25 protein-coding genes are annotated in these 19,661 nt (G+C 39.7%); 19 read left to right on the forward strand and 6 right to left on the reverse strand.

What is annotated here, in order from left to right:
• Positions 1 to 215: 215 nt before the first annotated feature.
• Entirely contained in the window at positions 216 to 1,112 is an 897-nt protein-coding gene (locus MHB38_RS07150; protein ID WP_202734526.1) for an AraC family transcriptional regulator, read from the reverse strand.
• A 113-nt stretch (positions 1,113 to 1,225) separates the two neighbouring features.
• Here MHB38_RS07150 and MHB38_RS07155 point away from each other — a divergent pair, with 113 nt between their 5' ends.
• Complete coding sequence (locus tag MHB38_RS07155) at positions 1,226 to 2,158, forward strand: DMT family transporter (protein WP_046343420.1); 933 nt, start codon at positions 1,226 to 1,228, stop codon at positions 2,156 to 2,158.
• Between the two features lie 169 nt (positions 2,159 to 2,327).
• Here the strand turns inward: MHB38_RS07155 and MHB38_RS07160 are convergent, their stop codons facing one another.
• Entirely contained in the window at positions 2,328 to 2,543 is a 216-nt protein-coding gene (locus MHB38_RS07160) for a hypothetical protein (RefSeq protein WP_008348016.1), read from the reverse strand.
• Positions 2,544 to 2,708: 165 nt separating this feature from the next.
• On the opposite strand from MHB38_RS07160, the gene MHB38_RS07165 reads away from it, so the two are divergent.
• The gene (locus MHB38_RS07165) at positions 2,709 to 2,885 is read left to right on the forward strand and encodes a hypothetical protein (protein ID WP_189337190.1); all 177 of its coding nucleotides are present in this window, start codon (positions 2,709 to 2,711) and stop codon (positions 2,883 to 2,885) included.
• 227 nt (positions 2,886 to 3,112) lie between these two features.
• Here MHB38_RS07165 and MHB38_RS07170 read toward each other — a convergent pair whose 3' ends face one another.
• The 3 genes from MHB38_RS07170 to MHB38_RS07180 all read right to left on the reverse strand — a co-directional run bounded on the left by MHB38_RS07170 (position 3,113) and on the right by MHB38_RS07180 (position 5,975).
• Positions 3,113 to 4,390 carry an MFS transporter gene (locus tag MHB38_RS07170; protein ID WP_017367146.1) on the reverse strand — a complete coding sequence of 426 codons (1,278 nt, stop codon included), beginning with the start codon at positions 4,388 to 4,390 and terminating at the stop codon, positions 3,113 to 3,115.
• A gap of 73 nt (positions 4,391 to 4,463) precedes the next feature.
• Positions 4,464 to 4,961, reverse strand: a complete 498-nt coding sequence (locus MHB38_RS07175) for a L,D-transpeptidase family protein (protein ID WP_008348009.1) — start codon at positions 4,959 to 4,961, stop codon at positions 4,464 to 4,466.
• A 156-nt stretch (positions 4,962 to 5,117) separates the two neighbouring features.
• Entirely contained in the window at positions 5,118 to 5,975 is an 858-nt protein-coding gene (locus MHB38_RS07180) for a metallophosphoesterase (protein ID WP_017359422.1), read from the reverse strand.
• Between the two features lie 138 nt (positions 5,976 to 6,113).
• On the opposite strand from MHB38_RS07180, the gene fadH reads away from it, so the two are divergent.
• The 15 genes from fadH (at position 6,114) to MHB38_RS07255 (ending at position 17,173) form a co-directional block, all read left to right on the forward strand.
• Positions 6,114 to 6,878: a 2,4-dienoyl-CoA reductase gene (gene fadH / locus MHB38_RS07185; protein WP_046527698.1), complete on the forward strand. Its 765-nt coding sequence runs from the start codon at positions 6,114 to 6,116 to the stop codon at positions 6,876 to 6,878.
• Between the two features lie 64 nt (positions 6,879 to 6,942).
• A complete protein-coding gene (locus MHB38_RS07190) occupies positions 6,943 to 8,163 on the forward strand; it encodes an EAL domain-containing protein (RefSeq protein ID WP_076822023.1) in 1,221 nt (406 codons plus the stop codon).
• Between the two features lie 261 nt (positions 8,164 to 8,424).
• Positions 8,425 to 9,321 carry a manganese catalase family protein gene (locus MHB38_RS07195; RefSeq protein ID WP_007498675.1) on the forward strand — a complete coding sequence of 299 codons (897 nt, stop codon included), beginning with the start codon at positions 8,425 to 8,427 and terminating at the stop codon, positions 9,319 to 9,321.
• A gap of 184 nt (positions 9,322 to 9,505) precedes the next feature.
• Positions 9,506 to 9,748, forward strand: a complete 243-nt coding sequence (locus tag MHB38_RS07200) for a YkuJ family protein (RefSeq protein WP_003212254.1) — start codon at positions 9,506 to 9,508, stop codon at positions 9,746 to 9,748.
• Between the two features lie 139 nt (positions 9,749 to 9,887).
• Complete coding sequence (locus MHB38_RS07205) at positions 9,888 to 10,403, forward strand: ribonuclease H-like YkuK family protein (RefSeq protein ID WP_008348001.1); 516 nt, start codon at positions 9,888 to 9,890, stop codon at positions 10,401 to 10,403.
• Between the two features lie 149 nt (positions 10,404 to 10,552).
• On the forward strand, positions 10,553 to 10,744 hold the full coding sequence (abbA, locus tag MHB38_RS07210) for an antirepressor AbbA (protein ID WP_008347999.1): 192 nt from the start codon (positions 10,553 to 10,555) through the stop codon (positions 10,742 to 10,744).
• A gap of 146 nt (positions 10,745 to 10,890) precedes the next feature.
• A complete protein-coding gene (cbpB, locus tag MHB38_RS07215) occupies positions 10,891 to 11,334 on the forward strand; it encodes a cyclic-di-AMP-binding protein CbpB (protein WP_007498671.1) in 444 nt (147 codons plus the stop codon).
• Between the two features lie 96 nt (positions 11,335 to 11,430).
• The gene (locus MHB38_RS07220) at positions 11,431 to 12,312 is read left to right on the forward strand and encodes a LysR family transcriptional regulator (protein WP_007498669.1); all 882 of its coding nucleotides are present in this window, start codon (positions 11,431 to 11,433) and stop codon (positions 12,310 to 12,312) included.
• Between the two features lie 93 nt (positions 12,313 to 12,405).
• Positions 12,406 to 12,813, forward strand: coding sequence for a DUF4275 family protein (locus MHB38_RS07225; protein WP_017359420.1), 408 nt, complete (start codon positions 12,406 to 12,408; stop codon positions 12,811 to 12,813).
• A 199-nt stretch (positions 12,814 to 13,012) separates the two neighbouring features.
• Positions 13,013 to 13,489 (forward strand): flavodoxin, encoded by a 477-nt coding sequence (locus MHB38_RS07230; RefSeq protein ID WP_017367153.1) that lies wholly within the window; start codon positions 13,013 to 13,015, stop codon positions 13,487 to 13,489.
• Positions 13,479 to 14,372 (forward strand): WD40/YVTN/BNR-like repeat-containing protein, encoded by an 894-nt coding sequence (locus MHB38_RS07235; RefSeq protein ID WP_008347991.1) that lies wholly within the window; start codon positions 13,479 to 13,481, stop codon positions 14,370 to 14,372. The genes MHB38_RS07230 and MHB38_RS07235 overlap by 11 nt, the downstream gene beginning before the upstream one ends.
• Before the next feature lie 16 nt (positions 14,373 to 14,388).
• Entirely contained in the window at positions 14,389 to 14,847 is a 459-nt protein-coding gene (locus tag MHB38_RS07240; protein WP_008347989.1) for a flavodoxin, read from the forward strand.
• A 109-nt stretch (positions 14,848 to 14,956) separates the two neighbouring features.
• The gene (dapD, locus tag MHB38_RS07245) at positions 14,957 to 15,667 is read left to right on the forward strand and encodes a 2,3,4,5-tetrahydropyridine-2,6-dicarboxylate N-acetyltransferase (protein WP_008347987.1); all 711 of its coding nucleotides are present in this window, start codon (positions 14,957 to 14,959) and stop codon (positions 15,665 to 15,667) included.
• Between the two features lie 34 nt (positions 15,668 to 15,701).
• On the forward strand, positions 15,702 to 16,880 hold the full coding sequence (locus tag MHB38_RS07250) for an N-acetyldiaminopimelate deacetylase (RefSeq protein WP_051005660.1): 1,179 nt from the start codon (positions 15,702 to 15,704) through the stop codon (positions 16,878 to 16,880).
• Between the two features lie 50 nt (positions 16,881 to 16,930).
• Complete coding sequence (locus MHB38_RS07255) at positions 16,931 to 17,173, forward strand: YkuS family protein (RefSeq protein WP_003211408.1); 243 nt, start codon at positions 16,931 to 16,933, stop codon at positions 17,171 to 17,173.
• Between the two features lie 24 nt (positions 17,174 to 17,197).
• On the opposite strand, the gene MHB38_RS07260 is transcribed toward MHB38_RS07255, so the two are convergent.
• The gene (locus tag MHB38_RS07260; protein WP_079919867.1) at positions 17,198 to 18,007 is read right to left on the reverse strand and encodes a mechanosensitive ion channel family protein; all 810 of its coding nucleotides are present in this window, start codon (positions 18,005 to 18,007) and stop codon (positions 17,198 to 17,200) included.
• A 271-nt stretch (positions 18,008 to 18,278) separates the two neighbouring features.
• Between MHB38_RS07260 and ahpA the strand changes: the two genes are divergently transcribed.
• Positions 18,279 to 18,821, forward strand: coding sequence for a biofilm-specific peroxidase AhpA (ahpA, locus tag MHB38_RS07265; RefSeq protein WP_007498654.1), 543 nt, complete (start codon positions 18,279 to 18,281; stop codon positions 18,819 to 18,821).
• 275 nt (positions 18,822 to 19,096) lie between these two features.
• Positions 19,097 to 19,555 carry a TlpA disulfide reductase family protein gene (locus MHB38_RS07270; protein WP_008345174.1) on the forward strand — a complete coding sequence of 153 codons (459 nt, stop codon included), beginning with the start codon at positions 19,097 to 19,099 and terminating at the stop codon, positions 19,553 to 19,555.
• Positions 19,556 to 19,661: the final 106 nt, after the last annotated feature.

Here is a 19,661-nt window from a genome sequence, read left to right on the forward strand (position 1 = left end):
TCTCTCCTTTGTCTTTCGTCTTCCTGTGCTTAGTATAAATTATACGTTTTTATTAGTAAATTGCAAATAGACTTATTGTAAAAAGCATTAGATTTTCATCACTCTTATTTACAATAGCCATTCATGATGATTCTGAAACGTGAAGAAGAACAATGAATGAATCATTCTTAGCAAGAGCATCATCATTTATCCGGTATCCTTTCCAACTAGGCGTTTCAGTTGGATGTAAACGATGCCTTTGATTTTCTATATGATAAAGGTGTTGTATTTTTTACTCTTTTAAAAATACTAATAAAATAGCTAGTGCTGCTGAAGCCAACTTGGTAGGCGATTTCTGTTATGTTTAAGTCCGTCTTTTGAAGCAAAATGAGGCTTTGTTGAATTCGATATTCATTCACATAATGTATAGGAGATTTCTTTAAAATATCATTGAAATATCTACAGCATTCAGAGCGGCTTAATTGTCCTTCACGAGCGATATCTTGAAGAAGAACCTTTTCATGATAATGTTCATGAATCCAATTCAGCATATGTTTCATACGTTCATTTCTATCGTGCTTACGTGCATCATATGTCAGTTGAAAACGATTTTGTAAAAGGCATTTCCAAATCGTGATGAGCTGTATATTAAGTTCGAGTTCAAAATATGCCGGAGTTTGTTCGATTAATCGTTGAATGATTTGTATACATTGATAGATTTGGTTTGGCCATCCGTCTTTTCGGTTGAATAAAATAAAAGGTGTTTGACTCGCATGCATATATGGATGAACGAACGTGGTGAATAACTCATTGGCTGTGATGAAGTGAGGTGAAACGTTTAAACAAATATAAGTACATGTCGTCCCATTTGCATCCTTTGCCATGTGTAAGCAGCCACTGTTGATGAATACACCATCTCCTTGCTGAATGTTCAATATCTTCTCGTTAATGTGAAACTCAGCCTCTCCCTCCAAAATAAAGACGAATTGAAATTCGTCGTGCCAATGAAGAGGGATATATCCGCTCATATGATCACGAATCTTTGTATGATATAGAGCAATAGGCCATGTGGTGGTTGAATGCTCCGTTAATTCTTTCAGATTGTTGTCAATAAGAAAATGATGATTGTGCATGGTTCTCCTCAATATTCTTTTATTTTTATGTTCAATTGATATATCAATATGTAAAAAATTGAACTACTATCAACTATATTATCATGATTTTTTTAGAATTGAGGAGAATAAAAATGAAGAGGAGAAAGGGAATTTTTCTTGTACTGATAGGAGCTATCTGTTGGGGAGTAGGAGGAACCGTTTCACAAAAATTGTTTCAGCAATATGGAATTGACGTCAATTGGCTGGTCACTGTCAGGCTACTCATTTCAGGCGGGTTACTTTTATTTGTTCATTACATGACGAAAGAACGCACGCAATTGATTGGCGTGTTGAAAATGAAGAGTACGGCCATTCAAGTGCTGATATTTGGACTAATGGGCATGTTAGCTGTTCAATATACTTATATGGTGTCCATTCATCATGGGAATGCTGCGGTGGCTACATTGCTACAGTATACAGCACCTGTCATGATTATCGTGTATCTAGTATTTCGCCGGCAATCCACTTTTACAAAAAGAGATATGTTGACGGTCGTATTGGCTTTGGTTGGCATGTTTCTCTTATTGACGAATGGTTCCGTTTCCACATTAACTGTTCCAGCTGTCGCGGTATTTTGGGGAATACTATCAGCCGTGGCATTGTCCTTTTATACGTTATATCCAATCAAGCTGTTAAAACAATTCGATTCACTTGTTGTTGTTGGCTGGGCGATGCTTATAGGGGGAGCTGCCCTTAGCTTGATCCATCCTCCATGGAAGGTGAATCTGTCTCAATTACCTTTTGAAGCGTATATTTATTTATTATTTGTCATTGTATTTGGAACGATGGTCGCTTTTTGGTTTTACATCGAAAGTTTGAAGTATTTATCTCCGAAAGACTCAAGCTTAATTGGAAGTGTCGAACCCCTTGCAGCAGTGATAACCACTGTTTTCTGGTTAAAAGAGCCATTTGGTCTTTTCCAGTGGATAGGGACAGCGTGTATTGTATACATGATATTATTCATGGCATTATACCAGCCTAAAATAAGAGGGGAAAAGAAGAAATTGGGTTCATTGGATAGATGATAAGGTAAATTGAATGTGTGAAATGTATATAAAGTGAACTATTAAACATAGATAACTACCTATTTTAAAATAAATGGGTAGTTGATGACTTATATGAGAACGGGATTGCCGGATAAAATCTACCATATGCAAGACAATCAAAGTCGAACATATGGCTTAAAAACATGGACTATTTCGTATGGCTAGAATAAGCACAGTAAAAACAGCCGTTAAAATCAGTTTCACTCGTCATTTTTTTGGCTTCATCCATGGCGCTTTCACTGTTCATGTGTAGACCAATCAATGTACGACTTGCTGCATCACCTAAAAATGCGCAGTCTTCTGTATGTACAACGTATTGTCCTTGATCATTTTTTGTATGAATAAAATAATAGCTTTTTAGCATACCCCTCACCTCCAACCTGACTATATTACTATAAAACTTCCAATATTGTAAAGAATTTTTATTAAAAATGTTGCATTTATAAACATTCCTTTTATTTCATAAAAAGGAAAATTGATTGTAAGATAAGAAGATCAAAGTCAATGAGAACAGAAAGGACGGTTTAGATTGAAAGATATTTTAACGCCTTTATTGGTCGCTTTTGTCGTTGGAGGCATTGTGTACATGGTAGATGATCGGCCGATTCATCCTTTTCTTCTTTTTATCATCTTATTTATCAGCATTTATACAGTCGATAGAATCGTTCATTTTGCTTCGAATCATTTCCATGAGCAGAAAAAATAATCGTCGTTTATGTTACACCCATGAAAAAAGGACTTTCTATAGAAGAAAGTCCTTTCAGCGTGTAGACAAACCCTCGCAATCTTTGTCAGTCCTGCGTGCTGGTGCTCACGAATGTGAAATTCGCTCCGCGCCATTACTCGTCCTTCCTAGACTGCAAAGGTTTTCTATCACGCTGAAAAGAAGAAAAAGGGCTAAAATAATGTATATTTTAGCCCTTTTTGCTTCATCTATTGTACTCCTTGCCCTTTTAATTCACGCTGTACATCTAAGTCGGCAGCTTCTCTGCTGAACTTTGGCAGTGTAATGAAGTAAAAAAGGAAAACGAGTAAAATAATAATACCCATTCCGTAATAAATGTAAGAAACATTGGTGATGAGCTTTGGAAATAACACGGCAATTAAACCTAGCGTCATTGATTGTGCAAACATGGTGAGCGGATCAACCCACCCTGATACGCGTCCCATCAGACGAGGGTGAACAATTCTTGGGAGCCAGCCTCCAATGACAATGTTGACTGGACCAATACATGTACCAATGACAAATGATGTGACATAAAATAACCATAATGTATGGGTAGAACCAAGGACAAAAATTAAAATACCTGCAACTAGAATTGGAATCGACATGAGATATTGCATTTTTACCTTTTTCGCAAGAATAGAGCCAAGTAAGCTTCCAACTAGAAGTCCGGCACCAATCGCGATTGTAAAAAAGGATGTATGCAGTTCAAAATGGTCCGGTGAAAGACCGTATTTCATTGTAAACATCGGAAGAACGGCAAATGCGCCATTCACAAGACCGAAAACAAAAAAGCCGAAAATTAAAGAAGCCAATAATTTATTTTTTAAAATATAGAGAATGCCTTCTTTAAAATCTTTTAGAGACGTTTTAACGGTCATGCCTTTCCAGCCTGCTTGTCCATTTGGCTGTCGTGCTTCAATTGGAATATTGCATGATCGAATGAGAATACCAGAAACAATAAAACTGACCAAATCAATGGTAATGGCACCGTGAAGTCCAATCGTTTTATACATAATGGCACCAATTCCAACACCAAATACCATAAATAAACTAAATAGCATCTGATTTAAACCAGCCGCTTTTGCATATTGATCTTTATTTAAAATGGCCTGAACGAGAGAGGCTTCAGCTGGATAGAAGAATTTCGTAATGGCGCTTCGTATAAACAAGATCAAGAAAATAAGCGGCAGTGAATTAAAATAAATGACGATAAATAAAACGATCGTCAGCCCAGCTCGTATCCAATCACAATTCTCTGCGACTTTTTTACGATCAAAACGGTCTGCGACCACACCGACCATAAAAAAGACAAAGATCGTAGGCAGTGAATACATTAGCTCTGCTAAAGTGGCGTAAGCGGGCTGATGACTAAAATGATCGAGCAAATAAAAGGCAAACGCCATATTGCCTACTGTTGTCCCCATTTGCGAGGCAAGTGCTGCAAAAAAGAGACGAACAAAATTTCTGTTTTTAAAAATATCCATAAATACGCTCCTTAACCTGAAGATCCCACTTTCTATCATATAAAATTTTAACCATTCGTACAATTGATTTCTCCTACTGGCTAATGGTCACAGGTGTTCCATTTGGAACTATTGAAGCAAGTTCGATGACATTCTGATTGTACATGCGAATGCACCCTCTAGACACAGCTTTACCAATTGAAGACGGGTTATTCGTTCCATGGATGCCGTAATGAACTTTTGAAAGGCTCAGCCAATAGGCGCCAAAGGGACCTCCTGGGTTTGGCTGTCTGTTGACAATATAATAAGAACCTGTCGGTGTCATGTTTAATATTCTGCCGGTTGCAATCGGGTATGATCGCAAGAGTTGTGATCCAGAAAACAGCACGAGACGTTTCGCTGAAATTGACACAGATATGCGGTAAGGGATCGTGTTAGGATCCGGTAACCCAGGGATGATGATGACTTCATTTTGTTCTGGCTCGCGGGCTTGAAGTGACGGATTTGCAGCCTTTAAAGCATCTGTCGTTGTTCGAAAATCAAGTGCTATAGAAGCAAGTGTTTCTCCACTTTTTACCGTGTATCGCAGCACGAAAGCACACTCCTTTTACTCAAATAAAAGAAGCCATGATCCCCGCCTCACATATACTATATGGACGGGATCAGGCCCAGTAAGGTTTCTCCTAACATTTGTCATGAGAATGATCTTTGTTTATACATATGCAGGAAAAGGTGATTTGGCTTCTCTTTACACGTGAGATGTTAAGGTGAAAAAAGTGATTTCAGGTTTGGCTAAAAACCGAAGCGGCAGTCTAGTTGTCCCAAGCCCGCGGTTGACATAGATACGGTGCTGATAACTACCGTATAAGCCTTCGACATATGTACGCCCAAAAGGTGCTGTGAGAATCGGTCCATAGAAAGGAAGCTGTATTTGACCACCATGCGTATGCCCAGAAAGCTGCAAGTTAATAGGTATTGTTTCAAGCTCTAGTGCGGCATCAGGCTCATGCACAAGCAATAACGTAAAGAGATCAGAAGAGACTTCTCGTTTAATGAAATGGTAATCAGGCATACTCATCATGAGATCATCCAGTGTAGCAATCTGTATGCGTCCGCCTTCTTTTTCTAAGTGAAATACTTCATTTTTACATAATGTAAAACCGCAAGCTTTCATCGTTTCCTCATATAGATCAATGCCAAATGGTCCGTAGTCATGATTTCCGCATATGGCAAACTTTCCAAACGGAGCATCAAGCTTAGACAAAGAGGCTTTGGCTTTTTCATGTTCTTCAATCGATGATTCAAAATCAACAAGATCACCTGTAAACACAATGAGATCGGGAGATGCAGCGTTGATCTTTTGGACAACAGTCTCTAAATCTTTTGCAGGGAATGTATCACTTAAATGAACGTCACTAAATTGCGCAATTTTAAATTGGTCAAAAGAAGCCGGTAGCTGAGCATCATGAATAGTGAGTGATACGGTGTCGATCATGCGCGGCTCAATGTACCGAGCATAGCCATAACCGGATGTGGTCGCCAAAAGTCCGAGAATACTCGCACCAGCTGCTCCTTTTAAAAACTGCCTGCGGGAAAGTTGCTTCATATAAGTCTCCTTTAAAAATAAAATTAAGTATAGCATGATTTTTGATGAATCTCCCATATGGTGCATGGAGGGGAAATCATGATATGATAGACGGATAATGAATGAATAGTCATTCAAAACCACAAAGGGGGAGAACAAATGACGAAGCAAACAGTGATTGTCACAGGGGGATCAAGCGGAATGGGAAAGGCGATGGCGACTCATTTGGCACTCGGGGGCTGGAATGTTTTGATTACTGGAAGAACAGAAGAGACCCTTGAAACAACGGCAAATGAAATCAAACAGCAAGGTGGTTCGATCGCTTATTTTCAAATGGACGTGCGACATCCAGAAGATGCTGATCAAATGGTGAAGTTTGCAGTAGATACATTTGGTGATGTGGATGCACTTATTAATAACGCAGCAGGCAACTTTTTAGTTCCAGCAGAAAAACTTTCTCCTAACGGCTGGAAAGCGGTCATAGATATTGTGCTAAATGGCACCTTTTTTTGCAGCCATGCAGTGGGCAACTATTGGATTCGTCAAAAGAAAAGCGGAAGTATGATCAACATGGTCGCCACATATGCATGGGGGGCTGGTGTTGGTGTAGCGCATTCAGCAGCCGCAAAAGCAGGCGTACTGTCGCTTACCCGAACGCTTGCAGTCGAATGGGGAAAGCAATATCGCATTCGCGTAAATGCCATTGCGCCGGGGCCAATTGAAAGAACAGGTGGTGCAGATAAACTGTGGGAATCAGAAGAGGCTGCCCAAAGAACATTAGATAGTGTTCCGCTCGGTAGACTTGGCACACCAGAAGAAATTGCAGAACTTGCGAGTTTCTTATTATCTGAGCATGCATCTTATATGAATGGAGATTGTATCACGATGGATGGGGGGCAATGGCTCAACCAATCACCATTTTGAATGACCGTGTAAGACCTGCTTTTGATATGGTATAATCACACAAAGAGAGAAGCAGGTGATGAAAATGGTCGATCCATTGGATATTTTAACGAATATTGAAGATGTTTTCCCGCACTATCAAGCGATCTTCAGTGCGGAGGAACAAAAAGTGATAGGCTATGAGATTCTTGGAAGAATGAAGCTTGAGTCGGGAACAGTTAGTCTAGGCTCCTTCTTTACGGATTCATCTATTCCTGACGAATATAAATTGGAAGTAGATCACAAAGTATTAAGTCAAGCGCTTGATCTCTTCACAACCGCAGATGAAGATTTGCTCATCTTTATTAATCATGATGCGAACGTCCTCATGCTTGATCATGGCGAAAGTTTTTTAGAACTTTTAAAAGAATATGAAGCAAAGGGTATTCAGCTTAGCCGGTTTGTCATTGAAATTACTGAACATACGTTTAGCGGCGACATTGAACAGCTTTACCATACGTTAACGTATTATCGTACATATGGGATCAAAATCGCCGTATCTAATATAGGAAAAGAAAGCAGCAATCTTGACCGGATTGCTCTGCTTTCACCTGATCTATTAAAAATAGATCTACAGGCTTTAAGAGCTTCGTCTCCATCTCCTTCCTATGAATATGTGTTATACAGCATTTCACTTCTTGCAAGAAAAATAGGAGCGGCTTTAATCTATGAAGACATTGAAGCGAATTTTCAGCTGCAATATGCATGGAGAAATGGCGGAAGATATTTTCAAGGCTTCTATCTTCACGAGCCTGCGGCACAATTAATTGACCGGAACAAACGAAAAGAACAGCTTAAAGAAGAATTTCAGCAATTCATTGCCCATGAGAAAAAGAAACTCCAAGCTGTCTATGAACATTCTGAAACCTTTTATAAACGAATACATCAAGCCGTCAGTACGTTAAAAAAATCATGCAGCACAAATGATGAACTTATACAAAAACTGGCACATGAACTAACCGATTGCAGCTTTCGCATTTATATGTGTAATGAAGAAGGGTTTCAAATCACTGGGAATGTGTTTAAGAAAGAGAAAGAATGGCTGTTTCAGCCAGAGTATATAGAGAAAAACTGGAGCTGGCGCCCTTATTTTCTAGCGAATATTCTTCAAATGAGAATTAGCGGAAAAGGATTCTTCAGCGATATCTACAGTGATTTAGAAACTGGAGAACGAATACGTACGTTTTCTTATCCGTTAGAGGGAGACGTGTATTTGTTTGTAGATCTTCCGTATGCTTATCTATATGAGCAGGAAGGATTAATTTAAAAACAGCCGTCATGGCTGTTTTTTTTATTAGAAAAAAGATAGAAAAAATGGTTGACAATGAAACTGATAATCATTATCATTTAGTTATAGAGAGAAGCTACTCTCTGTTCCCCAACCCCTCTATCAGATCAAGATCCAAAAAACTTGGCGCTACCCCCGCCAAGTTTTTTTTGTGCGCCAATCATTCCCTTCATGCATAGGACATCCCAATTCATCCATACACCTTAAATGATGATAGTTAGACAGTAGGAGGGAAAAGTCATGATCAAACGTGACAAGCGGCTGCTGATTGATTTACCAATGCCTGATCACCCAGATGCAAATGGTGCAGCGGCTGTGCAAGAATTACTCGGCGGAAAATTTGGTGAAATGTCCACATTAAATAACTACATGTTTCAATCGTTTAACTTTAGAGGGAAACGAAAGCTCAAACCATTTTATGATCTTGTATCAAGTATTACAGCTGAAGAATTCGGTCATGTAGAGCTTGTGACAACTGCAGTCAATCTCATGATTACGGGAACCACCCATGGGGGCGATCCAGATACGACCCCGATGAAAGCGGCTGTTGATAAACGAAATACGCAGCATTTTATCCAAACGGCACAAACAGGCTATCCGTTTGACTCCATGGCAAAGCCGTGGACAGGTGAGAATGTGTTCTCAAGTGGTAATCTGATTCTGGATCTTCTTCATAACTTCTTCCTAGAGTGCGGAGCTCGTACGCATAAAATGCGCGTATATGAAATGACGGATCACCCTACGGCAAGAGAAATGATCGGTTATTTACTTGTCAGAGGCGGCGTACATGTTGTGGCGTATGCAAAAGCCCTTGAGGTAGCGACAGGAGTAGATGTTGGGAAGATGCTGCCGATTCCAAATCTCGACAATAAATACTTTGATTCTGCAAGAAAGTTTGAAGATCAAAATGTTCATACAAAGCTGTATACATTTAGTGACACGGATTATAAGGATATCAATCAAATTTGGAAAGGAAACCATCCGATTGATGGAAAGCCGCTGACAGTTATTGAGGGCACGCCAAAAGGTGCACCCGTGCCAGATTATAGAGATTTGCCGGAAGAGTTTGCTCCAGGTATTTCAAAAGAAGATTTTGACGAAATTGCGAAACGCCTGATGAGATCGGCTGGTTTATAAAAAACAAGATGCATGAGATAAGAAAAAAGACTCAAAATAAAAAAACAGATTCTTTTTCTTTTTTTGAATTCAAGAGGAAAAATATCATCTGAGAACACTTTATGGTATGATGCTTTGTAGGACTTGTGTATAATCAATACGGGTTCATCTTGAGTTGTTTTTTTGAAAGGAGTCTTTTTTTAGAATGTCACAATTAATGGGTATCATTACAAGGCTGCAAAGTCTTCAAGAGACAGCAGAAGCTGCAAACGAGCCGGCACAGCGTTATTTCGAAGTGAACGGTGAGAAAATCTGTAGTGTTAAGTATTTCGAAAAGAATCAAACGTTTGAATTGACTGTTTTTCAACAAGGGGATAAGCCAAACACTTTCCCATTTGACAACATTGATATGATTTCGATTGAGATTTTTGAGCTTCTACAATCCTAAGCTGAATCGTATGAAATGTTTTTTCTGAGAATTCCTTCGTTGATTGCGGAAGCATACACTTCATAAGTGATGAACAAATGGAAGATGATCATTCAGTGCAATATTCGGATAAGAGACCATTAAAAAGGAGTTCCTTTCTGTGAGTGATTCTTTTTTCTTTAATCTTTCTGAAGAGCATTTAGCGTTTTCTGATGTTGTCATGAGAATGAAAGACTTTATTCAAAAAGACCCGAGATCTGTTTATGTACTATCAATTGGTACGGACTCTCAGGTCAATCAGAATGTCACAACATTTATGACTGCAATTCATCTTCACCGGATCGGCAAAGGAGCTTGGGGCTGTCTCACGCAGCAAGTGTTGAATCGGCCTGTACAAAGTCTTAGAGAAAAAATTTCATTAGAGACAGCGTTTAGCCAAAAGGTATGTGCAGACATCCTTGAGGGACCTTTAACAGAACTGATGGATTTGCTTCTTCCGTTTGCTGAGGAAGGGGCAGACCTTCGTTTTGAAGTCCATCTAGATATTGGCAAAAAAGGAAGTACAAAAGAGCTGATCCAGGAAATGACCGGAATGATCACAGCCATGGGAATTGAAGCAAAAATAAAACCCGACTCATACGCAGCATTTTGCTACGCCAATCGATACACAAAATAAATTCCGTCATTTTTCTCCAAACGTTGTCGAAACGTGCGGTTGACGATTCGATTCTAGTTCCTTATTCTAGCTGTATAGAGAGGAAGCAGACATTCAAACGCCTGCTAATCAATATAAAAGCATATATGAAACAGGGGGCCTGATGTTGAATGAGCGTCATCGAAAATCGTTTTAATGAAGAAGAGAAAAAGCTATTATTAAACGTATTACTGAATCAGGAATATGCTGTCGAATTACTAAGCAGTGAGATCAATGATATAGAATGTGGAACAAAAAATGTCGACGACAATACGTATAAGAAATTGATCACATTGTATGACAGAGTAAGGTTTGAGAATTAATATCGATTGAACATTCTATTAGATACTCTACGCTGAGTATCTTTTTTATGCAGAAAAAAATCTTTCGACAAAATTCGTTTTAGTTTATGCTTAATGTTAAAGGGGAATGTATGATTGATGATTGAGAGAAAAGGGGTCGAAGAAACATGATAGAGATAGAACCGGCTCAATTACTTGAGTCAACAGTAGCTGAGCATATGATTGATGCAGATAAAGTGGCACACGTTCAAATTGGAAATAATCTTGAGCACGCCCTATTGGTCCTGACAAAAACAGGATATACAGCCATACCTGTTCTGGATGCTTCTTATCACCTTCACGGGTTAATTGGAACAAATATGATCATGGATAAAATCTTTGGTTTAGAACGAATTGAATTTGAAAAGCTCGACCAATTGAAGGTAGAAGAGGTCATGCTATCAGATATTCCAAGACTGAAAACGACGGATCCTGTTTTAAAAGGTGTTCACGCTGTAACGAATAATGGATTTGTTTGTGTGGAAAATGAAGAGCAAGTATTCGAAGGAATTTTCACTCGGCGTGTTGTATTAAAGCGCTTAAATGAGGTCATTCATTCCGCAAAAAAATGAGCTGCAGCCCAGCTTATTTTTTTTGCCTTCATAAGCTATTATTTATATAATGACTATATAAAATAAGAAAAACTTATCAAGAGAAGGAGGGCGTTCATGCAGCTTCAAGAGTTACATATGCTTGTTGTACTTAGTGAGGAATTGAATATGAGAAAGGCTTCAGAGCGGCTCTTTGTCTCTCAGCCTGCCTTATCTCAAAGACTGCAAACGATTGAAAAAGAGTGGGGAACCAAAATCTTTTTTCGTTCACAAAAAGGCTTGACAGTCACTTCAGCTGGCGAACAGATTATTCAATTCGCCAAAGAGGTCACGACTGAGCAGGATCGAGTGCGAGAGAGAATTGACGAGCTTGAAGGAGACATTCACGGTACACTCAAGCTTGCAGTTGCGTCCATTATTGGTCAGCACTGGCTGCCAAAGGTGTTGAAGCGGTATGTCGAGAAATACCCAAATGCCAAAGTATCTCTTGTGACAGGCTGGAGCAGTGAGATGCTTAAAAGTCTGTATGAAGACCATGTCCACATCGGCATCATTCGCGGGAATCCTGATTGGAAGGGCACAAAGGAATACTTAATGACCGATCATTTATATTTAGTCGATTCTGTCATCAAGGACGTGGATGAGTTAATTGAGACAGAACGCCCGTTTATTCAATTTAAAAGTGATAGCACCTATTATCAAGAAATTCAGCACTGGTGGCATCAAAAGTTTAAAGTGTCGCCAAAACAGACGATTCTTGTGGACCAGATTGAGACATGTAAACAAATGGCCTATCACGGTATCGGCTACGCCATTTTGCCTTCGGTCACCCTATATGATCATGAGAAAAGCGTACACAAAACCCCGCTCGTAGACGCAAATGGAGAGCAAATCGGACGTGACACGTGGCTGTTAGGATATGAAGCCTCTTTTCAGTTAAAACAAGTTCAAGCATTTGTTGGTGTGGTGAAAGAAATGCTTGAAAGTGAGGCAGTGTAAGTACTTCTGGAAGAGGAGGTGCTTTTTTAGGATATTGGGTTTTTAATAGATTTACATGTTTCATACTGAAAAAGAAGAAAGCTGGAAGAAATGATGACAAATCAACAAAAAAAGAAGACGGATATACCGAAGTGGGGAACTTATTTACGCGAGAGATGGCGTGGACGTTTTGCAAGTCATCTTTCTTTAGAAGAACAAAAAGAGATTGGAATGGATGGCTTCCTATGGCACTTATGTAGCTGGGGAAAAGTTGAATGCCTTGAAAAAGAGGCAGCGATAAACGCCTTTCATCAGCAATCAAAGCATACATGTACTCTTTTTTATCAATTTACTCAAGAAGCGTATCTGTTTGAAAACGCCGCTGACCTGTCAGTGAAGGAATTGCCATATACAGACGGACACATGGACTATAGCGATCTGTATGTCATGGATTGGGAAGAAAATTGGACATTTGTGATGACGCACGAAACCGATTGCGGTCCATATTTTATTCAGAAATAAAAAAAGAGTACATCACAAAGAGATAGAGTGATGATCAATTAAAGCCGCCTTCCAATTGGAATGAGCGGTTTTTTGATGTACGTCATGTGTATTTTGAACAGCACCTTTTCATAAAACATTTGACAATGAAAATCATTATCATTTAAAGTGTACATATAATAATTGAAAATGATTATCATTTAGATGAGGTGACCAATAGATGAAAGCACTAATTGCATTTGCGAGTATGTCTGGCAATACGGAAGATATGGCAGCGATCTTAAAACAAACGCTTGAAGGAAAAGGGATAGAGACAGAGATGATGGAATTTGACGACACAAGTGCAGAAGATCTTTCTTCATACGATTATGTCATGATCGGCTCTTACACATGGGGTGACGGTGATTTACCTTATGAAGCTGAAGATTTTTATGAAGAGGTCTCATCCCTTGAACTTTCTCACATCAAAGCGGCGGTATTTGGATCAGGCGATTACAGTTATCCGAAGTTTTGCGAGGCTGTTCATACCTTTCATGACATGCTGAAATCGACAGGTGCATCCGTATTTCCTGAAACATTGAAAATGGAACTTGCGCCAGATACAGATGAAGATGTGGCGTGCTGTGAGGAGTTTGCAACGAGCTTTTTAACGTGGGCATCATTGTCTGAGAAAAGAGTTGAAAATCATGTTTCATAAAGGTGCGACAGCTGTTGCTGCGTCTAAAAGTGGCGGCTACTTTGTTGCTGTCAAACGAGAAGGTATTTTTCATTACAGTGTGGAGGGCGGATGGCAGCAGCTTTTTAAGCTTAAGCATAAAATCCACGCTATCAGTTATATTGGTCCGTATTTGTTCGGTGTTGGTGAAAATGGAACTGTCATACGATCAGGAGATGAGGGCCACACATGGGCGCTATCATCTTTTCCGACAAATGCAGTTGTTTGGTCTATTACAGGACGCAAAGATGGGTTTGTATGCGCACATGGAAAGCATAGTATTTATGTGTCAACCGATTTCGGAATTTCCTGGGAAATTATGAAGCCATTTGCTCATGTAAATCAGCCCCCTGTGATTCGCTCATTATGTGTAGCCGGTGATTATCTTTATATTGGAACACAGATTCATGAGGTGCATGGAGGAATATGGGTGTATGACTTGCAAAGTGAACAGATTTTTCTCCTAAACAGAGAAGAGCACCGAATGACTGCTTCTATGTTGCTTTGCGGGGAACACCTCCTTGTCTGTGCGATGGGCTCTAAAAAAGGGAAAAGAGGATCTGTTCAAATTTTAGACTTACATACAAATATGCTGCATGATATTCAATCACAAGCTTTTGCGCGAGAGGAATCATTTTTGGATGTGTCAGAGGATAACGGCATTGTGTACGTGACCACCTCACAGGACGAGCATGGATTTTCTAAGGTGTATCAGCTTGATATAGAGCAAAAAGAGCTCAAGTGGTTTGATACGATCAAAGGGCATGGTTTTCGTGTCGCCAATCAAAAGGAGAATTTTTTCTGTGCGGGTTTATATGAAAGTAAGTTTGTCAGGCCTTATGAGGAACCTGCACTGATTCATTAATAAGGAGGAAGAAAAAGTGACGAAAAAAGTTTTATTGGTGTATGCCACAATGTCAGGAAATACAGAAGCAATGGCTGATTTAATCGAAAAAGGGTTAAAGGAAGCTGGGGCTAGCGTGGACCGGCATGAAGCGATGGATATTGATGCTGAACTTCTTCATGATTACTCGCACATTCTGTTAGGTGCATATACTTGGGGAGATGGTGATCTTCCAGATGATTTTATTGATCTATATGAGGAAATGGAAGAGCTGGATTTGACGGGTAAAGCATTTGCTGTATTCGGTTCTGGAGATACATCTTATGAACATTTTTGCGGAGCTGTGGATTTAATTGAAGAAAAAGTGAAAGAACTGGGCGGTGATATCGTCCTACCATCCATCAAAATTGAGCTGAATCCAGAAGGAAACGAGGAAGAGGAATTGATTTCTTTTGGTAGACAATTTGTTCATCTTCACCAGCAAGAAGCGGGATAAAGAGGCCCGCTTGTTTTATTTGCCAAGGCGCAGACGATTCTTTCACTTGTCATTAAAACTCTCCTTTGGTACAGTAATGAAGTATAAATTAAGAGGAGGACATACATACATGAAACAAATGGACGCTAATGAAATTATTTCATTTATTCAAAATAGTACAAAATCAACACCTGTGAAAGTCTACATTAAAGGGGACTTAGAAGGTATTGAATTTGGTGAACATGCAAAAACATTTATCACAGGTAACACTGGTGTTGTCTTCGGTGAGTGGAGCGAAATTCAAGAAGCTCTAGCATCAAACAAAGACAAAATTGAAGATGTTGTCGTGGAAAATGACCGTCGTAACTCTGCGATTCCTATGTTGGATTTGAAAAACATCAAAGCACGTATTGAGCCAGGTGCAATCATTCGTGATCAAGTGGAAATTGGCGATAATGCAGTCATCATGATGGGTGCTTCTATTAATATCGGTTCAGTCATCGGTGAAGGTACGATGATTGATATGAACGTTGTTCTTGGCGGCCGTGCGACAGTAGGTAAGAACTGTCATATCGGTGCGGGATCTGTTCTTGCAGGTGTTATTGAGCCGCCTTCTGCTAAGCCAGTTGTAGTAGAAGATGATGTTGTCATCGGTGCAAACGCTGTTGTTTTAGAAGGTGTGACAATTGGAAAAGGTGCAGTTGTAGCAGCTGGAGCGATCGTTGTGAACGATGTCGAGCCTTACACGGTTGTAGCAGGTACACCTGCAAAGAAAATCAAAGACATTGATGAAAAAACAAAAGGTAAAACTGAAATCAAACAAGAACTGCGTCAGCTTTAATTGACACAATTCGCAGCTGAAGACATAGACGTGGATGATATATCCACGTCTTATTCGTATAGAGGAAAGGAAGCGAGTTCACTTGTTAAATCGTGAGCAATTAATATCCATTCGAAGAGATTTGCACCAAATTCCTGAGCTTGGTTTTAAGGAATTTAAAACACAAGCTTACCTCATCAAGCATCTCGAATCGTACCCAACAGATCGAATTGAGATGGAAACATGGCGGACTGGACTTTTTGTGAAAGTAAAAGGGACAAATCCTGCGCGTGTCTTTGCGTATCGTGCAGATATGGACGGATTATCTATCCCTGAAGAAACGGGCTACCCATTTCAATCGGTACATGAAGGCTACATGCATGCATGTGGACATGATCTTCATATGACCATTGCTCTTGGTATCATTGATCATTTCGTGCATCAGCCAATCAAAGAAGATCTGCTATTTATTTTCCAACCGGCAGAAGAAGGGCCAGGCGGAGCTGAACCAATGCTTGCAAGTGATGTTCTAAAAAAGTGGACGCCAGACTTTATTACAGCGCTGCATATTGCACCTGAATATCCAGTCGGCACGATTGCAACAAAGCCGGGCCTATTATTTGCTAATACGAGTGAGCTTGTGATCGATCTTGAAGGAAAAGGCGGGCATGCCGCATACCCTCATTTAGCAAATGATATGGTGGTGGCTGCAAGTGCACTAGTAGGGCAGCTGCAATCGGTGATTTCACGTAATGTGGACCCTCTTGATAGTGCCGTCATTACAGTTGGCACGATTACAGGTGGCACTGCTCAAAATATCATTGCGCAGCACGCAAAGCTTGATGGAACCATTCGCACGCTCTCGCCAGAGTCTATGGAAAAGGTGAGAAAACGAATTGAAGCACTTGCAAAGGGAATTGAAATTGGCTATGAATGCAAGGCGACAGTTCGATACCCTTCATCTTATTACGAAGTGGACAATTCAAAGGATTTGACAGAAGAATTTATGTCATATGTAGCCGAAGAAGGTCTTGCGAACGTCATTGAATGCAGAGAAGCGATGACAGGAGAAGATTTCGGCTACATGCTGAAAAAATACCCTGGGTTCATGTTTTGGCTAGGGGTAGATTCAGAATATGGTCTGCACCATGCAAAACTCACGCCTGACGAAAATGCGATTGAAACAGCTGTGAACGTCATGACGGCTTATTTTAAAAAGCAAGCAGGTGAATGAATAATCAAATGGTCTCCTGTACACTTTATGAACAGGAGGTGTTCTTGATTATGACAAGAATTGGTGTAGAACCATCTTTATCCGATGTAGAAGAACTTTTGAAGCAAAAAGGGTATGATGTCGTACGAATTCAAAATGAACAGCAAATGGATCAGTGTGACTGTTATGTGGTCACAGGGTTAGATTCAAATGTTCTTGGCATTTCAGACACAACGACAAAGGCATCTGTTATTACAGCGTCAGGTATGACGGCTGATGAAATTTGTCAAGAAGTAGAACAGCGTGTTCAATAAAACTAACAAAAAAGAACCAGGATATTAATATCCTGGTTCTTTTTGCTCTTTGGCTAGATCGAGTACGTCTTTCATTTTTTTACGCAGAATTCGTTCGACACGCCACTGCTCCATCGTTTCAGTTTTTGCAATGATGCGAAGGACGAGGGATGAGGAGCCAAATGATTCCACTCCAACGACTTGAGGACCTTCGATGATTTGCGGCATGCTCTCACGAACTTCATCACAGGCTGTTTGCAAAGTGCTGATCATCTGATCCACATTTTCATCTGGGGATAATTCGATATCAACGAGTGCCTGCATCGTCCCTCGTGAATGATTGCTTACATTCAGTATACTTCGGTTCGGAATGAAATGAAGAGTGCCATCAAAGCTTCTAAGCTGTGTTGTTCTCAGTCCAATTTGTTCAACGATCCCATCGAAACCAGCAACCGTTATATACTCGCCGACATCAAATTGTTTTTCGAGCAGTATGAAGAAGCCTGTCACAATATCACTCACTAATCCCTGAGCGCCAAATCCAATGGCAAGTCCTACAACACCTGCGCCAGCCAGCAAGGCGGTTGGGTTATAGTGAAATAAGTCGAGGATCATCACAACTAGAATAAAAATCAGCAAGTAGGCGAAAATATTTAAGGTAAGACTTTGCAGCGTTTGAGCTCGTGATAAAGAGACATCGTGCTTCTCAGAGAATGCTGAATAGGCACGCTTAATCATCTTGTTTCCAATCGCTCTGATGATAAAATAAATCACAAAAATAGCAATGAGTTTTAGAAAAATCATACTGATATTCATGATGATGGAAACCCAATCTACTTGTTCAAGTGCTTTCATGATCTTCAAAACCTTTCTATGTATGTGCGAAATGAGAAGCTAATCATTTGTTCCCTTATGCAAGTCATGTTAAACTTTTAATAGTTGGAGCGAGAGATTGTGACAAATCGTTAATTAAATTTATTATTAATTAATATTGACTAAAAATCGCTTAAGTATTATAATTATATTTGTGAAGTTATTAACTAAATGAGAATTCAACCTATTGATTCTCATTTTATATACAGCTAAGAAGTCTGTATAAAGATATTATTTTTGGAGGGATTTACATATGGCAGAGCGTTTTGTAGGAAAACAAGCTCCACGTTTTGAAATGGAAGCAGTACTTGCTAATAAGGAATTTGGTAAAGTGAGTTTAGAGGAAAACATCAAGAATGACAAATGGACAGTTCTTTTCTTCTATCCAATGGATTTCACTTTTGTTTGTCCAACTGAAATTACAGCAATGAGCGATCGTTATGATGAGTTTGAAGATTTAGATGCAGAAATCATTGGTGTATCTACTGATACAATCCATACGCATCTTGCTTGGATCAACACAGATCGTAAAGACAATGGTCTTGGTGAATTAAAATATCCACTAGCTGCTGACACAAACCACACAGTATCTAGAGAATACGGTGTTTTAATTGAAGAAGAAGGAATTGCACTTCGTGGTCTATTCATCATTAACCCAGAAGGCGAACTTCAATATCAAACAGTATTCCACAACAATATCGGTCGTGATGTAGATGAGACACTACGTGTTCTTCAAGCATTACAAACTGGTGGACTTTGCCCAGCGAACTGGAAACCTGGTCAAAAAACACTTTAATTGATAGTTGAAGAAACAGTCTAACGGGTGTTAGACCTTCAGATTGTTGACAAAGGGCTAAAATGAACTTGATTTTAGCCCTTTGTCTTCTTTTCAGCGTGATAGAAAACCTTTGAAGTCTAGGAAGAACGAGTACTGGCGCGAAGCGAATGTGACATTCGTGAGTACCAGCACGCAGGACCGAAAAAGAATGCGAGGGTTTGTCTACATGCTGGGGTCTAACTGATGTTAGACTTTTTTGTTTCGAGACATACAATGGATGGAGGCGCTTCAAAATGAAATTACGTCAACCAATGCCGGAACTAACTGGTGCAAAAGAATGGTTAAATGGAGAAGTAACAAGAGAAGAATTAATTGGTGATAAACCAACATTGATCCACTTCTGGTCAGTTAGCTGTCACCTTTGTAAAGAGGCGATGCCGCAAGTGAACCAATTCCGTGATGAATACAAGGATCAACTAAACGTGATCGCAGTTCATATGCCACGTTCAGAGGATGACCTTGATCTAGAAAAAATCAAAGAGGTTGCAAATGAGCATGAAATCACACAGCCAATCTTTGTAGACAGCGACCATAAATTAACAGAAGCATTTGAGAACGAATATGTACCAGCTTACTATGTATTCGATAAAACAGGTGCTTTACGCCACTTCCAAGCTGGCGGAAGCGGTATGAAAATGCTTGAAAAACGTGTCAATCGAGTTCTTTCTGAGTCTGAAAAGGCTGCAGAATAGGCTTTCCCCCCATGAATGGGGGTTTTTTCATGGGGAAAAATAGGAGACATATTGCACTGGATGAATATGATTGTAGGTGGAATGCCTAAGAAAAGAGAAAATGAGG

The organism is Bacillus sp. FSL K6-3176, from assembly GCF_038003325.1.
GTDB classification, from domain to species: Bacteria; Bacillota; Bacilli; order Bacillales; family Bacillaceae; genus Bacillus; species Bacillus altitudinis.